The 16,098-nt window shown below is 73.7% G+C and carries 9 protein-coding genes and 1 pseudogene; 5 read left to right on the top strand and 5 right to left on the bottom strand.

The annotated features are described in order from the left end of the window. Window positions 1–3 precede the first annotated feature (3 nt). From AC27LF_RS06725 to AC27LF_RS06715, 3 genes and pseudogenes are all read left to right on the top strand, one after another. Window positions 4–360: pseudogene (locus tag AC27LF_RS06725) on the top strand (MerR family transcriptional regulator); the annotation flags it as partial. 241 nt (window positions 361–601) lie between these two features. Then, window positions 602–1,807: a cysteine desulfurase-like protein gene (locus tag AC27LF_RS06720; protein ID WP_479663924.1), complete on the top strand. Its 1,206-nt coding sequence runs from the start codon at window positions 602–604 to the stop codon at window positions 1,805–1,807. A 349-nt stretch (window positions 1,808–2,156) separates the two neighbouring features. Further along, window positions 2,157–3,245, top strand: coding sequence for an NAD(+)/NADH kinase (locus AC27LF_RS06715; RefSeq protein WP_479663923.1), 1,089 nt, complete (start codon window positions 2,157–2,159; stop codon window positions 3,243–3,245). Window positions 3,246–3,466: 221 nt separating this feature from the next. On the opposite strand, the gene AC27LF_RS06710 is transcribed toward AC27LF_RS06715, so the two are convergent. Then, the gene (locus tag AC27LF_RS06710; RefSeq protein WP_479663922.1) at window positions 3,467–4,996 is read right to left on the bottom strand and encodes a methionine--tRNA ligase; all 1,530 of its coding nucleotides are present in this window, start codon (window positions 4,994–4,996) and stop codon (window positions 3,467–3,469) included. Between the two features lie 753 nt (window positions 4,997–5,749). Between AC27LF_RS06710 and AC27LF_RS06705 the strand changes: the two genes are divergently transcribed. Beyond that, window positions 5,750–8,008, top strand: coding sequence for a M4 family metallopeptidase (locus tag AC27LF_RS06705; RefSeq protein ID WP_479665122.1), 2,259 nt, complete (start codon window positions 5,750–5,752; stop codon window positions 8,006–8,008). A gap of 697 nt (window positions 8,009–8,705) precedes the next feature. On the opposite strand, the gene AC27LF_RS06700 is transcribed toward AC27LF_RS06705, so the two are convergent. From AC27LF_RS06700 to AC27LF_RS06690, 3 genes are all read right to left on the bottom strand, one after another. Beyond that, on the bottom strand, window positions 8,706–10,928 hold the full coding sequence (locus tag AC27LF_RS06700) for a glycoside hydrolase family 95 protein (RefSeq protein WP_479665123.1): 2,223 nt from the start codon (window positions 10,926–10,928) through the stop codon (window positions 8,706–8,708). 323 nt (window positions 10,929–11,251) lie between these two features. Then, window positions 11,252–12,172 (bottom strand): CAP domain-containing protein, encoded by a 921-nt coding sequence (locus AC27LF_RS06695; protein WP_487227783.1) that lies wholly within the window; start codon window positions 12,170–12,172, stop codon window positions 11,252–11,254. A 479-nt stretch (window positions 12,173–12,651) separates the two neighbouring features. Further along, the gene (locus AC27LF_RS06690; protein WP_479663515.1) at window positions 12,652–13,290 is read right to left on the bottom strand and encodes a LysE family translocator; all 639 of its coding nucleotides are present in this window, start codon (window positions 13,288–13,290) and stop codon (window positions 12,652–12,654) included. Window positions 13,291–13,489: 199 nt separating this feature from the next. Between AC27LF_RS06690 and AC27LF_RS06685 the strand changes: the two genes are divergently transcribed. Beyond that, a complete protein-coding gene (locus tag AC27LF_RS06685) occupies window positions 13,490–14,578 on the top strand; it encodes a LacI family DNA-binding transcriptional regulator (RefSeq protein WP_479663516.1) in 1,089 nt (362 codons plus the stop codon). A gap of 371 nt (window positions 14,579–14,949) precedes the next feature. On the opposite strand, the gene AC27LF_RS06680 is transcribed toward AC27LF_RS06685, so the two are convergent. Then, entirely contained in the window at window positions 14,950–15,924 is a 975-nt protein-coding gene (locus tag AC27LF_RS06680; protein ID WP_479663517.1) for an acetylxylan esterase, read from the bottom strand. Window positions 15,925–16,098 lie beyond the last annotated feature (174 nt).

Below are 16,098 nucleotides of genomic sequence, written 5' to 3'. Positions count from 1 at the left end.
GGCATGCGCATCGGGGAGTTGGCCTCGCGGGCCGGGGTCAGCGTCCGGTCCCTGCGGTACTACGAGGAACAGGGGCTCCTGAGCAGCACCCGCAGCACCAGCGGGCAGCGGCACTACACCGACGACGAGATCGAGCGGGTGCTGTTCATCCAGCGGCTGTACGCCGCAGGACTCTCCAGCCGCACCATCGCCGAACTGCTGCCCTGTGTCGACGCGCCCAGCGAGGAGGCGTCCGACCGCGCGCTGGAGCGGATGGCCCAGGAACGCGACCGGCTCTGCGAACACATCGACGACCTGGTCCGCACGCGCGAGGCGCTGGACCGGATGATGACGGCGGCCCGGCTGCACCGTGAGCGGCAGCGCGAGGCCACCGCGGTCGGCTCACCCGCGCGCCCCGCGGCACTGCCGGCAGCCACGGCGGCCGGGCGGACGCCGACGCCGACGCCGACGGCTACGACGGACACGACGCCGAGGGCGACAGCGACGACGGCGACGGTGACTGCGACTGCGACGGAGACGGCGGCATGCGGCCGGGTACCGTCGGCGTGACGCGCACCAGCCGCCCGCGCCCTTCGGCACGCCGCCACCCACAGGAGCCTTCGTGACATACGACATCGGTGCCATCCGCTCCCAGTTCCCCGCCCTGGCCGCCGGCATCGCCCACTTCGACGGCCCCGGCGGCACCCAGACGCCCCGTGCCGTCATCCAGGCCATCGGCGACGCGCTGGCACAGCCGCTGTCCAACCGGGGCCACGAGGCGCCGGGGGAGCGCAACGCGGACGCCATCGTCACCGAGACCCGCCGGGCCATGGCCGACCTCCTGGGAGCGCGGCCGGCCGGGATCGTCTTCGGCCGCAGCGCCACACAGCTCACCTACGACTTCTCCCGCACCCTCGCCGCGACCTGGTCGCCCGGCGACGAGGTGGTCGTCACCCGCCTCGACCACGACGCCAACATCCGGCCGTGGATCCAGGCCGCCGAGTGGGCCGGCGCCACCGTGCGCTGGGCCGACTTCGATCCCGCCACCGGCGAACTCACCCCGGACGACGTCCGTGCCGTCGTCAGCGAGCGCACCCGGCTGATCGCCGTCACCGCCGCCTCCAACCTGATCGGGACACGCCCCGCGATCGCCGAGATCTCCCGTCTGGCGCACGACGCGGGGGCGCTCACCTATGTCGACGGCGTCCACTACACCGCGCACACGCTGGTCGACCTGGAGCGGCTGGGCGCGGACTTCTTCGTCTGCTCGGCCTACAAGTTCCTCGGCCCCCACCACGGGGTGCTCGCCGCCCGGCCGGAGCTGCTTCAGACGCTGCGCCCCGACAAGCTGGAGCCCTCCACCGACGCGGTCCCCGAACGGTTCGAACTGGGCACGCTGCCCTATGAGTTCCTGGCCGGCACGCGGGCGGCGGTCGACTTCCTCGCCGGCCTCGACGCCGGCGCCACCGGATCGCGGCGCGAGCGCCTCGCCGCCGCGTTCGACGCGCTGGAGGGCCATGAACGCACCCTGCGCGACCGGCTCGACAAGGGGCTGTCCCAGCTCGACGGCGTCACGGTCCACTCCAGGGCCGCCGACCGCACCCCCACCCTGCTGCTGACCTTCGAGGGGCGCGACGCGGCGGACGCCTACCACGTCCTCGCGGGGCGCGGCGTCCACGCGCCGGCGGGATCGTTCTACGCCGTGGAGGCGTCCCGCCGCCTCGGCCTCGGCGACCGCGGCGGCCTGCGCATCGGGCTCGCGCCCTACAACGACACCGACGACGTCGACCGGCTCCTGTCCGGCCTGACCGCGTACCTGGCGGCCTGAGGCGCCCCCCGAACGGACCGGCAGCGCCGGGCACCACCGCGGTGGGAGGTCAGACCCGGTAGGCGTGAGCCGTCCGGCCGGGTTCGTACGGCGTCGCCGGGCACCGCCGTCGTGGGCGGTCGCCGTGGCGGTGGGCAGGAGGGGCGGGTCCCGCGGTCGTCGTCGTGGCAGGGGAGGAACACCCGGCGGTCTGAGCGGGGCCTGCGTCCCGTAGTGAGGGCCGGGAACCGGGGGCTTTCCGGGTGCTCCCGGCGGCGTGGTGTGGGATGCCGTGGCAGGCTCGATGGTGACCCCGGCCTGTGCGCCGCGCCGGTGCGGGCCGTCGGCCCGCGTGTCCTTGGAGGCGGATATGACCGTGAGCCGCATCGGTCTGGTCGTCCACGGCGGACGCGCGGAGGCCGTGGACGCCGCCCGTGCCGTCCGCGAATGGAGCGCGCAGAACGACGTGCGCTGCGCGGACATCGACGTGTGGCAGGAGGGCGTGCGGCACAGCGCGCAGGAGGAGATAGAGGCCGCGGGCGACCCCGATCTCATCGTCACCCTGGGCGGCGACGGCACGTTTCTGCGCGGGGCCCGCCTCGCGGCGGAGCACGACGCCCTGGTCCTCGGGGTCGATCTCGGCCGGGTCGGCTTCCTCACCGAGGTCCCCGCACCCTCCGTGCGCTGCGCACTGGACGCCGTCCGGGACGGGCGGCTCAGCGTCGAGAGCCGCATGCTGCTCACCATGCGCGCCTCGTGCCGCCTGCGGGTGCCCGAGGGCATGGAGGCGCTGCTGCGGTACGGCCGCGGACCCCTGCTGCCGCCCCCGCGGGTGCGCGCCGACTGCGAGATGGGGGACGAATGGGGTGTCGCCCTGAACATCACCGCGCTGAACGACGTCGTACTGGAAAAGCTCGCCCGGGACCGGCAGGTGTCGGTGGGCGTGTATCTGGCCGGCCGGCTGCTGGCGTCCTACTCCGCCGACGCGCTGCTGGTGGCCACCCCGACCGGCTCGACCGCCTACAGTTTCGCCGCGGGCGGCCCGGTCGTCTCGCCGCGCGCGGAGGCACTGATCTTCACGCCGGTCGCCCCGCACATGACGTTCAACCGGTCCGTCGTCGCCGCTCCCGACGAACCCATCGCGCTCAGGGTGCTCGAACGCTCCGGCCGGGCCGCCGTCAGCATCGACGGTCAGCTCCGCGGCGTCCTGAACCCGGGGGACTGGATCGGGGTGTACCCCTCGCCGCGCCGGCTCCGCGCGGTGCGGTTGGGGCCGATGGACTTCTACGGCCGGCTGCGCGAGCGCATGAACCTCACCGACGCCCCGGCCGCGGTCGCCGACGGCTCCGCCGCGCCACTGTGGCCGGTCCGCTCACCGCCCCCCGGCGATCTCGCGCACCTGGCGCTCCCACCGCGTCCGGACCCAGACGGCACCCTCCCGAGCCACCCACCCCCCTGACCACCAACCCACCCCGCCCCCCGCCTCGCGCCCCACCCCGGCTGCCGCCCCGGTCACCGCGGCCCGAGGCCGGCGCGGAGCGGATCGGACTCCCGGCACCCGACGCCCGGCCTCGGGCCCGGCACCACGGCGTCCGGGGCCCCGTCCCCTGGGCCTCGGTCCCCAGCGGCCGACGCCCGGCCCCCACCCCCTGGTGGGCCCCGTTTGTCGGGCGTGGGTTGTCATGCTTGCCCGGTCTCCTGTTGGAGGCGGGGGAACAGGGGGTGTGGCGCGGGCAGGCGGCCCTCGGTCGGTGTCACCTGGGCGTTGATCCGCGTGGCGGCGTCGGGCACGAAGGGGCGCAGCTCGTCGGCGAGTACCCGGCACGCCCGGACCAGGGTGAGGAGGACGGCGTCGAGCCGCCGCCCCGCCGCGGTGTCGCCCTGCCGCTCCGCCCGGGCCAGTTCCCAGGGCCGGGTGGCATCGACCAGGCGGTTGGCCTCCTCCACGATGTCCCAGACCGCGTGCAGGGCACGCCGGAAGTCGAAGCCGGCCAGGGCGGCGTCGACGCGTCCTCGTGCCTTACGGCAGGCGTCGACCAGGGCCGGCCCGGTGGACGGCAAGAGGCCGGCGGTGGGGAGCACTCCGCCGCGGAAGCGGTGCACCATGGTCACGACCCGGTGGACGAGGTTGCCGAGTCCCTTGGCGAAGTCCGCGTCCGCGCGGGCCCTCAGGCGCTCGACAGTGAAGTCGGCGTCCCCGACCCGGGGCACGTCCCGCAGCAGCCACCAGCGCACCGCGTCGGTTCCGTGGGCCGCGACCAGCGCGACCGGGTCGACGGTGGTGCCCGCGGACTTGCTGATCTTGCGGCCGTCGACGGTGAGGTAGTCGTGGACCAGGATGTCGGTGGGCAGCGGGAGGCCGGCCGACAGCAGCACGGCCGGCCAGTACACGGCGTGGAAGCGGACAACTCCCTTGCCGACCAAGTGGATACGGCGTTCGCTGGTTTCCCACCACCGGGTGTACGCGGCGTCGCCGGTGCCGTAGCCGAGGCTGGTGACGTAGTTGCCGAGGGCGTCCCACCACACGTAGACGACCTGGCTCGGGTCGTCGGGCACGGGGATGCCCCAGCCGCGGGCGCGGTCGTGGGAGCGGGAGACCGAGAAGTCGTGCAGGCCGCCTTCGATCAGGGCGAGGACTTCGTTGCGGCGGGCCGCGGGCTCGATGCGCAGGTCGCCGGCGGAGATCAGCCGGTGCAGCCGGTCGGCGTAACGGGACAGCCGGAAGAACCAGTTCTCCTCCGCGACGAGTTGGGGTTCGGTGCCGTGCTCGACGCACCGTCCGTCGACCAGTTCGTCAGGGGTGTAGAACTGCTCGCAGCCGACGCAGTACAGGCCCTCGTACGGGGTGCGGTAGAGGTCGCCGGAGGCCGCGCACCGGCGCCACAGGCGTTCCACTCCGACCCGGTGGCGCGGATCGCTGCTGGTGCGGATGAAGTCGTCGAGGGAGAGCGAGAGCGGGCCGCGCAGCGCGGCGAAGGCATCGGCGTTGCGGTCCACGAACGACTGCACGTCGACGCCGGCCGCCTCGGCGGCCAGGACGTTCTTGAGGGAGTTGTCGTCGGTGCCGCTGAGCAGCCGTACCTGCTCGCCCCGGTGCCGGTGGTGACGGGCCAATGTGTCGGCCTGGACGAGTTCCAGGGCGAAGCCGAGGTGCGGGCTGGCGTTGACGTACGGAATGGTCGTGGTGATGTAGTGGCGTCGTGCGGTCATCGGTCCTCCTGCCGGGGTGGCGGGGCCCGGTCGCACAACGATCGAGGCCCCGTTGCGGGGCCTCGCATGCGCTGCGCGTGCGTACTCAGCGGCCCCGTCGGCGGGGCATCATCCGGTGCTGAGGCGAACGCGTGATCATGCGGCCGATCGTAACAGCGGAGCTTGCCGCCGCGCCCGCCCTTTTTCCCGTTTTCCGGTCGTCCTGTTCTGTGCGGACGGCGTACCGGCCGGCAGGTCCTGTCTCCCGGAGCACCACCACCATCCGACCGCTGCCACGCGCACGGGCCCGGACCGGGCGTACGGGCACGGCCGTGATGTGAACGGGGCGGGCGCGGGTAGGAGTTCAGCCGCGCACCGCGATGCCGGGCCCCGCGCACGCGCGCCGCGATGTCGGCCCCGCGCCCGCGCACCGCGATGCCGGGCGCCACGCCCCGCGCCCGCGCCCCGCCCCGCGCACCGCGACGCCGGGCGCGAGAGGGTGCGCGGCCGAAAAGCGGCGGCCGAGCGGCCGAACGGCGGTCGGCAGCGGCCAATTTGAGCCGTTGGCTTGTCCTAGGCATGACAATCTTGTCCGTGAAGTGTCACTCTGCTGAACGCACCTTCACATCCCCTCCACGGGGCACCGCCGGGCGCGTACCACGCGGCCGTCCGGCGCCCTGCCCCGTGCACCCGCGCGCCGCCGGACGGCCGTACCCGGCCCCACCCGCTCTCCCGGGCTCCACCGAGTCCGCCCCACACAGAAGGAGAACGCCCTTGTTCCGGCAGGACCGTCACCGCTCCAGATACACCGCCGCCCTCGTCCTGACCACCGTGAGCACCCTGCTCGCGGCCGGCGTACAGACCGGCACCGCCGTGGCCGCCGACCGCGGCGGCTCCGCGAGGATCAAGGCGACCCCGCGGGCCGCCGCCGCACCCGCCCGCCTCTCGGCGACACAGCGCGCCGCACTGCTCAAGAACGCCACCGCGTCCGCCGCGGGCACGGCCAAGGCGCTGGACCTCGGCGCCAAGGAGAAGCTGGTCGTCAAGGACGTCACCAAGGACGCCGACGGCACCACCCACACCCGCTACGAGCGCACCTACGCCGGACTGCCCGTCCTCGGCGGCGACCTGGTCGTGCACACCGACGGCGCCCGCCTGACGGTGTCGAAGGCGACGCGGGCCGACCTCGCCGTGCCCACCACCACGCCGAAGGTCCCGGCCGCCACGGCCAGGACGAAAGCACTCGCCGCCGCCGGGGCCCGCGCCGGGCGCCCCGCGGTCGACCGCGCCCCACGGCTCGTCGTCTGGGCCGGCACCGGCCGGCCGGTCCTGGCCTGGGAGACGGTGGTCGGGGGCGTTCAGCACGACGGAACGCCCAGCGAACTGCACGTCGTCACCGACGCCGCCTCGGGCAAGCAGCTGACCAGCTTCGAAGGCGTACAGACCGGCACCGGTACCGGGCAGTACAACGGAACGGTGCCGCTCGGCACCACGCTGTCCGGTTCGACGTACCAACTCGTCGACGGCGACCGCGCCGGACACCGCACCTACGACCTGAACCAGGGCACCTCCGGCACCGGCACCCTGTTCACCGACGACAACGATGTCTGGGGCGACGGCACCCAGAGCAACCGCCAGACGGCGGGCGTGGACGTGGCCTTCGGGGCCGCCGCGACCTGGGACTACTACAAGGACGTCTTCGGCCGCAACGGCATACGCAACGACGGGGTGGCCGCCTACAGCAGGGCCCACTACGGCAACAACTACGTCAACGCGTTCTGGTCCGACAGCTGCTTCTGCATGACCTACGGCGACGGTTCGGGCAACGCCAACCCGCTGACCGCGCTCGACGTGGCCGCGCACGAGATGAGCCACGGCGTCACCAGCGCCACCGCCAACCTCACCTACTCCGGTGAGTCCGGCGGCCTGAACGAGGCGACCTCGGACATCTTCGCCGCCGCGGTGGAGTTCCACGCCGACCTGGCCGCCGACGTACCCGACTACATGGTCGGCGAGAAGATCGACATCAACGGCGACGGCACCCCGCTGCGGTACATGGACAAGCCCTCCAAGGACGGCGCGTCCCGCGACTACTGGAGCTCCACGCTCGGCAGCGTCGACGTCCACTACTCCTCGGGCCCGGCGAACCACTTCTTCTACCTGCTGTCCGAGGGCAGCGGGGCGAAGACCGTGAACGGGGTCGACTACGACAGCCCGACCTACGACGGCCGGCCGGTCACCGGCATCGGCATCGACAACGCCCAGCGCATCTGGTACCGGGCCCTGACCACCTACATGACGTCGAGCACCAACTACGCGGGCGCCCGCACCGCGACGCTCCAGGCCGCGGCCGACCTGTTCGGCGCCTACAGCCCCACCTACCTCGCCGTGGCCGACGCCTGGGCGGCGATCAACGTGGGCCAGCGGATCGCGCTCGGCGTCAATGTGGCTCCCATCGGGGACCAGATCAGCGGCGTCGGGCAGGAGGTGTCGCTGCAGACCGACGCGTACACCACCAACTCCGGTGCGGGTCTGACGTATGCGGCGACCGGGCTTCCGGACGGCCTGTCCATCGACGCGGCGGGGCTGATCTCCGGCATCCCGACCACGACCGGCACCAGTGATGTGACGCTGACGGTGACCGACGACACGGGCGCGAGCGCCACCGCGTCCTTCACCTGGCGCGTGGCCAACATCTACGCCAACGCCAACCGGGTCGACATCCCCGACGCCGGAGCGGCGGTGGAGTCCCCGATCACCGTCACCGGCCGGACCGGCAACGCCTCGGCCACCACCCAGGTCTACGTCAAGATCGTGCACACCTACCGGGGTGATCTGACCGTCGATCTCGTCGGCCCGAACGGAACCGTCTACTCGCTGCTCAACCGCAGCGGCGGCTCGGCGGACAACGTCGACCAGACCTTCACGGTCGACGCGTCGGCGCAGCCCGTCTCCGGAACCTGGAAGCTCCGGGTCCAGGACCGCGCCTCGATAGACGTGGGCTACCTCGACCAGTGGCAACTCATCCCCTGACCCCCACCCCAGCAGAACCCCGGGGCGCCCAACGCGCCCCGGGCCCCTGAACGATCGGCGGCGGGGTCAGGCCCCCTGAAGGGGCGCGGGGAACGGCGCGCTCAGCCACGACGGCGCCGCGGTCGGCCACGGCGCGATGCCGAGCCCCGCTGTCCGCCCTTGGCGTGCCGGCCCTCGAACCGCCCACGGCGGGGTCAGGCGCCCTGAGGGGGCGCGGGGAACGGCGCGCTCAGCCGCGACGGTGTCGCGGTCGGCCCCGGCGCGATGTCGAGCCCCGCTGTCCGCCTTGGCGTGCCGGTCCCCGAATCGCCCACGGCGGGGTCAGGCGCCCTGAGGGGGCGCGGGGAACGGCGCGCTCAGCCGCGACGGTGTCGCGGTCGGCCACGGTCCGATGTCGAGCCCCGCTGTCCGCCCTTGGCGTCCCGGCCCTCGAACGCCCACGGCGGGGTCAGGCGCCCTGAGGGGGCGCGGGGAACGGCGCGCTCAGCCACGACGGCGCCGCGGTCGGCCCCGGCGCGATGCCGAACCCCGCTGTCCGCCCCTGGTGTGCCGGTCCCCGAATCGCCCACGGCGGGGTCAGGCGCCCTGAGGGGGCGCGGGGAACGGCGCGCTCAGCCACGACGGTGCCGCAGAAGGCCGACGACGCGATGCCAGGCCCCGCCCAGGCAACAGCGGGCGCAGGCTGACAGGACCGAGGTCAGCACCAGACGTACCGCCCCCCGGCCACCGCCTCGAACGTAATCTCCCCCCGCTCCACCAACCCACTCCGCAAGGTCAGCGCACGCGCCCTCGTCGCGGTGAGCCCCACATACGTGGCCTTCCCGTCCGCCCAGTCGATGTCGACGACGGCGCCGCCACGGGCCCGCAGCCCGCGCACCGAGCCGTCCGGCCAGGCAGCGGGCAGCGCGGGCAGGATCTCCACGACGCCGTGCTGGCTCTGCAGCAGCATCTCCACCACCCCCGCGCTCGCACCGAAGTTGCCGTCGATCTGGAACGGCGGATGGCTGTCCCAGAGATTGGGCAGCGTGGACGACTTGAGCTGCTCGCCGAGCATCCGGTGCGCATGGTCGCCGTCCCGCAGCCGGGCCCAGAAATTGATCTTCCACGCCTTGGACCAGCCGGTCCCCCCGTCGCCGCGCGCGGCCAGGGACACCTCGGCGGCGTCGGCCCAGGCACTGCCGGGTCGGATCTGCCGGCCGGGGTGCAGCGCGAACAGGTGCGAGACATGCCGGTGGTCGTCGGCGGGGTCGTCCAGGTCCTCCTTCCACTCCTGCAACTGGCCCCAGGACCCGAGGCGCAGACCCGGATCGAGATCGGCCAGGGCCTGCTCGACCCGCCGGCGGAAGGCAGGGGAGTCGCCGAGGACGCGGGCCGCCTCCAGGGTGTTGGTGAACAGGTCGTACACGATCTGCTGCGACATGGCCGCCCCCGCCGTGAAGTCGCCGTGCTCGGGCGAGTAGCTGGGGGTGACCACGAGCCTGCCGTCCCGCGGGTCGGTGCGCAGATTGGCCAGCCAGAACTCGGCGGCCTCCTTCATCACCGGGTACGCCGTGCCGCGCAGGTACTCCGTGGACCCGCCGAACCGGTAGTGCTCGTAGAGCTGTTGGGTGAGCCAGGCCGCCGCCTCAGGAAACCAGAAGGAGGTGGCCCAGTCGTGGACGCCGGTGAAACCGTACGGGTTGGTCTCGTTGTGCACGACCCAGCCGGCCGAGGCGAACATCTCGCGGGCGGTGTGCCGCCCGGGGGCGCGCAGGGACTCCACGAAGCGGTGGTAGGGAGCGGTCGTCTCGGGGAGGTGGGCGGTCTCGGCGAGCCAGTAGTTCATCTGCAGGTTGATGTTGACGTGGTAGTCGGCCGACCAGGGCGGCGTGGTGCTCTGGTTCCACACGCCCTGGAGGTTGGCGGGCAGCGAGCCGGGCCGCGAGGACGCGATCAGCAGATAGCGGCCGTACTGGAAGAACAGTGCTTCCAGGGCGCGGTCCGCGGGGCTCGTGCCGCCGGTGTACGCGGCGAGCAGCCGGTCGGTGGGGACGTCCGCCGTGGACGACTGGCCGATGTCGAGCGTCACCCGGCCGAAGAGCGCGCGGTGGTCGGCGGTGTGCCGGGCCTTCAACGCCTCGTAGGTGTGCCCGCTCGCCCGGTCCACGGCGGCGGTGACGGCGGTGTGCGGGTCCGCGCCGCGGTGGTCGGGGTGGCTGTCGGCGTAGTCCGTGCCGGCCGCGAGCACGAACCAGGCGCTGTCCGCTCGGGCGACGGTGATCGTGCCGTCGGCGCCGCATGTCACGGTTCCGCCGGTGGTGTGGACCTGGACCTGGGCCTCGAAGCGCAGCCCGTTGTCCGCGAGCGTGCCGCGTACGGTGAGCCGCCCGCCGGCCGCGGTGGCGGTGAAGTCCGTGCGCGGCGAGGAGTAGCGCAGCGTGCAGGACACCAGGCCGGGCCGGTCCGCGCAGAGCCGGCCCACGATCACACCGTCCGGGTACGAGGCGAAGAACTCCCGGTGTCTGCGCACCCCTTGGGCGGTATAGGCGACCGTCGCCACGGCGTCGTCCAGATCGAGCGCGCGGCGGTAGCCGTCCACCGTGGCTGGGTCGGCGAGGTCCAGACGCAGGTCGCCGAAGGTCTGGTAGGCGCCGAAGCCGACGCGCGGCTGACCGAGCCGGTCCGCGACGGCCTCCGGCGCGAGCCGCCGCACTTGGTCCAGATCGTCCTGGACCGCCTCGACGGCGCCGGGGCGCGGGGTGCGCCAGTCGCCGTGGTCGTAGCCCTGCGCGGAGCCGGGGCCGCCCGTCCACAGCGTCTTCTCGTTGAACTGGAGGCGTTCGGAGGCGACGGTGCCGAACACCATGGCGCCCAGCGCGCCGTTGCCGATGGGCAGCGCCTCGCGTTCCCAGTCCGTGGCAGGCGCCGCGTACCACAGCACACAGCGCTGGGCCGGCCGGGCCTCGGCCGTCGATACATCCGATGGCTGATGGGCGGCGGCTTCGGCCGATCCGGGAGCCGGCAGGCCCAAAGCGGCGCCTCCCGCTGCAACGGCGCCCGCCCTCAAGGTAGTTCGGCGGGAGATGGGCTGCGGCTCTGGAGGCATGCCTCGGAACCTAGAGGTCCGATCAACTGGCGGCAAGAGTCATGACAAGCCGGTGCCCGGGGCGGGTGGCCGATGCCGTGGCGCCCCGACACCATGGCATCGGCCACCCGCAGGCGGGTCGTGCGCCGCTCGCAGCCGGGCCGTGGGCCGTTCGCCGGTTACCGGGCGGCCCCGAAGTCCTGGGTCCAGTAGTCGCCGGGCTGCGCGAGTCCGACGCCGATCTCCTTGAACGAGCAGTTGAGGATGTTGGCCTTGTGACCGGGGCTGGACATCCAGGCCGCCATGACCTGTTCGGGACCGGAGTAGCCGTAGGCGACGTTCTCGCCGTAGGCGCTCCAGGTGTAGCCGGCCTTCGTGATCCGGTCGCCCGGCATGGACCCGTCGGACCCCGAGTGCGACATGTTCCGGTGGGCCGCCATGTCCTCGCTGTGCGCCTGCGCGGCCTTGGTCAGCGTGTCGTTCAGGGTCAGCGCCGAGCAACCCGCCTTGCCGCGTTCGTCGTTGACGAGTTCGAGGATGCGGGTGGCGGCTTCGGACGCGGTCCCGGTGGCCGCCGGAGCGCTCGGGGCCTGCGGGGCCGCGGAGGTGTCGGGCGCCTCGGCGGGCGCGCTGGGCGCCGCCGTGTCGGGCGCGGGCGCCTCCGCCGGCGCGCTGGGCGCCGCCGTACTGGGCGCGGGCGCCGGGTTGCTCGGCGCCGGGGCGCCGGGCGTGGTGCCCCTCCCGTCCCGGTGACCCGGGTGCCGGTGTGCCCACCACGGCGGGGTGGCGGCCTCGGGCGCACCGGTCTGCGGCGAGTCCGCCGCGGCGGGCGGGGCGTCCGGCGCCGCCGGGGCGCCGCCCCCGCCGGGAATCCACTGCCGGTCCGCGCCGCGGTTCCCGTCCTGACGCCGGCCGGTGTCGTTCCAGCCGCCTGTCGTCGCGGCGCCCGCCGCGCCGCTGAGCTGCTGCTGTCCGCCGCCGCCCGGTCCCTGCCAGTCCGTGCAGGCCGCCAGGGCGGCGGACGGGACGCCCACGACGCCCACGGCGAGGGCGGCGACGAGTATGCGCCGGTGATGATTCTTCTTGCGGTGGTTCCCCATGCGTGACCTCACTCGGTAGTCGCCGAGCGCTCCTGGTGCGGTGTGCCGGCTGCGAAGACCCCGCCCGTCGACCGCGGCGAGGCCGTGCGCGTCGATTCTCAGGAAGGCTTCATTTGCAGCGCAAAGGGCTCTAGTACGATCCCGCCTCGTAGGCCCGTGTGCCCCTTGTCAGCGAAGTACGAGCGTGCAGGCCCGGCCCCGGTACCGGTGCGGTCCTCTGTCACCTCGTCAGAATCTGTTTGCTGCAAAGAGCGAGGAGAATGTGCCGACCGTGCGGCGGGCGCTCGCTCCCGGCGGTACGCACAGGGGGATCAAGACGGACAAATCCAGAATGTCCCCGGAGAGGTGTCTACTACCCGGCCCGGTCAATTCCCGGAGCCGATGTGAGAGATGTCACGGAACCATCCGTGCCCGGCCGCCGTTGTCGACGCCCCGAACGCTCACGACGATCACGCCCGCCCGCACCGCCGAGGCCGCGGTCAGTCCGTGCGGCCCGTGGCGGCGACGGTCACGCCGAGGCCGATCATCGCGAGCCCGCCGGCGCCGCCGACCAGCGAGAGCCGTCGCGGAGAACGTGCGAACCAGCCCCGGGCCGTGGCCGCGGCCAGTCCCCACACACTGTCCGAGACGATGGCGATGGCGTTGAAGACCAGCCCGAGCAGCAGCATCTGGGCCGGCACATGACCCCGGTCGGGAGCGACGAACTGCGGCAGCACGGCCGCGAAGAACACGATGGTCTTGGGGTTGGCCACGCCCACCGCGAACCCCTCCCACAGTGTGCGCAGACCTCCCCGGTGCGACTCGTCCGTGGCGAACGCCGCCTTGAGCGACCCGCGTTGCCGCCAGGCCCTGACACCGAGATGCACGAGGTACGCGGCGCCCGCGAGCTTCAGCGCCGTGAAGACCAGCACGGAGCGCTCCACGACCGTCCCGATCCCCAGCGCCACGGCGACGACGAGCACACAGGCGCCGAGCGTGTTCCCCACGACCGTGGTCAGCGCGGCCCGCCGCCCGTGCGCCAGCGCCCGCCCGACCACGAACAGCACGCTGGGCCCGGGCACGACGATCAGCAGGAACGACATCGCCGCGAAGGCGAGCAGACGATCGGCGGACACCATGACACCCATGCAAGCACGAGCCTCCCGGACGTTCAGCCGATTTACCGCGTCACCCGGAGCACCCCGAGACCGCACACGTCGGGCCTCGCGCCCACGCCGGGTGCCGGTTCCGGGGCGGGGTTGCTTCGGGGGGCCCGGCCGCCTAGGGTGAATGCGCTTTCATCGAGGTGCATACACACAGACGTACGGGGCCCGCATCATGAACACCACCCCCACGGTGTACGACGTCGCCGAACGTTCCGGGGTGTCGATCGCCACGGTCTCGCGCGTCTACCGCACCCCCGGCTCGGTGCGGGCGAGCACCCGGGAACGGGTCCTCGCCGTGGCCCGCGAACTCGGCTACGTGCCCAGCGGCAGCGCCCGCGGACTCGCCAGCCGCTCCACCGGAGTCCTCGGCCTGTGCTTCCCGGACTACGCGGATCCCGACGCCGCCCCGACGGACGCGGATGACGACGACGCCACGACCCTCTACTCCGACCAGATCATCCGCGGCATGGAGCGGGCGGCGCGGCGGCACGGCTACGCCCTGCTGATCGCCGCCTCCCTCCAGGGCGGCCCGGAGAGCCTGGTCGCGAAGGTGGCCGGGCGGGTGGACGGGTTCGCCGTGACGGCCCGCACGGTGCCGACGGAGGAACTGGAGGTCATCTCCCGCCGCCGGCCGGTGGTGATGCTGGCGGGGCCGCGCGAGGGCGGTGACGCGCTTGACCACCTCGACCACATCGAGGTGGCCAACGAGGAGGGCCAGTGGGAGCTGACCCGGCATCTCATCGAGGACCACGGGCTGCGGCGCCTGGCCTACGTGGGCACCACGGAACAGTCCCCGGACGTCGAGGCCCGCTTCCGGGGGTTCCGGCGGGCCTGCCGTGAGGCGGGTGTGGCCGTGGCCGCCGAACCGGCGCTGCGCGTCGGGATGATGACCCGGGCGCAGGGCGCGCGCGCCGCCGACGCGCTGTGCGAGCGGGCCGGCGAGCGTCCCGAGGCGTTCGTCTTCGCCAACGACCAGATGGCCGTCGGCGCCCTGTCCGCCCTGGAACGCCGGGGCCTCGCGGTGCCCGGCGACGTGGTGGTGACCGGCTTCGACGGCATTCCGCTCAGCCGCCTGGTACGTCCCGCGCTCACCACGGTGCGCCAGCCCACGGTCCGCATGGGCGAGGAGGCCGTCGAACTCCTGGTGCGGCGGCTGACCGGGGCGCAGTCGGGCGACCCGGTCTCACTGATGCTCCCCGTCACGGTGACCCGCCGCGAAAGCTGCGGCTGCGACGCCCGACCGGGCACACCGGCCCGGTGACACGGCCGCCGGGAAGCGGGGGCTCAACGGTGCGCTTTCCGGTGGGCGCTGGGCGTCCGGCGAGGGGCCGGCGCTCGGCTGTGCGTACAGGCCGGGTGAGACCGGGCAACCGGCCGCCGGCCCGCGGGTGGGCCTGCGCGGTGTGCTGTGCGGTGGGTGCGGCCGTCCCGCGAGGGGTCGGCGCTCGGCCGGGGACACCGGCCCGGTGACACGGGGCCGCCTGGGCAGCGGGGGCTGTGTGGTGTGCTTTCCGGGCACACCGGCCCGGTGACACCGGACGGACACCCGCCGCTCGCGCCCCGGGTGACGCCCGTACCGCGGTCGAGGGGGCGTCACCCCCGGTCCGGGACCGGCATCTCGTACGGCGGCCGTCACTTCAGGTGGCGGGCGAAGAAGGTGTCCTTGGCCGCCCGCAGGCGTCGGCGTTCCTCGGCCTCGCCGGGGTGCGCGAAGTGGCCGGCGTCGAGGAGGTGCAGGGTGTGCGGTCCGGCGAGTGCGTTGTGCACGGCGAACTGGCCCGGCGGCGGCACCGCCGGATCGAACAGGGCGCACGCGGCCAGCACCGGAATGCGCAGCCGGGTCGCCGCCGTGGCCGCGTCGTAGTACGCGAGGACGTCCACGACCTCCGGGTGCTCGCGCGCGTACCCGCGCACCGACTCACCGCTTCCGGTGCTGGGCAGGGTGAGCCGCAGCGGATGGTTGCCGAACGTCGGCACCGTGAGCAGCGCGGCGGCGAACCGTTCGTCCCAGGGCAGCGCCAGGGCGCCGAGGCCGCCTCCGAAGCTCTCGCCGAGATAGCCGAGGCCCCGCCCGTCGAGTTCCGGTACGAGTTCCAGCAGCGCGCTCGCCGCGCACCACAGGTCGGCGACGCAGTCGCCCAGCACATATGTGTCCCGTGAGCCGATGCCGTGCAGTACGTGCTCGGCGGAGTGCGCGGGGACGTCCGCCCGGAGGCCGCGCGTCGGCATCCCGGTCACGCAGGGCAGGATCGCGGCGGAACCGGGCAGGGGCAGCGGCAGGGCGGAGCCGGCCGTGTCGCGTCCGCCGTAGCCGTGTCCGATGACGAAACCGTGGCGGGCGGGCCGGCCGTCGGCGGGCAGGGCAAGCCAGCCGCCGCAGCGGCCACCGGTGGACGCGTAGGTCACCTCGTGCACCCGCACTCCGTCGCGTTCCTCGACGAAGGCGCCCACCCGGGGCCGCGGGTCGATCCGTCGCGCGGCTGCCCGGCGGGAGCGCCAGAAGTCGTCGAAGCCGGGCGGGGCGGGCGGCGCGGGCACCGCGAGCAGGGCCTCCGGCGTGTGGCCGTGGGCGGGGTCGAAGGGCAGGTCGTGGGCGAAACGCGGCATGCGGCGACTGTAGTCAGGGGGCGGGCCCGCGGTGCGGGGCGGCCCCCGGCGGCGCGGGAACACAGATCGATCGCGCAGGACCGGGGCCCTGATCGCGGTGGACACGGTGACCTTCGAGCGGACCGCCGAGCCGTCCGCCGCATGGCTCGGCGGTTTCGGCCGCATTCGCGCGTT

The organism is Streptomyces diversicolor (assembly GCF_057537855.1).
Note: the sequence above shows the minus strand (reverse complement) of the source record. Positions and strands in the feature narration are given on the sequence as shown.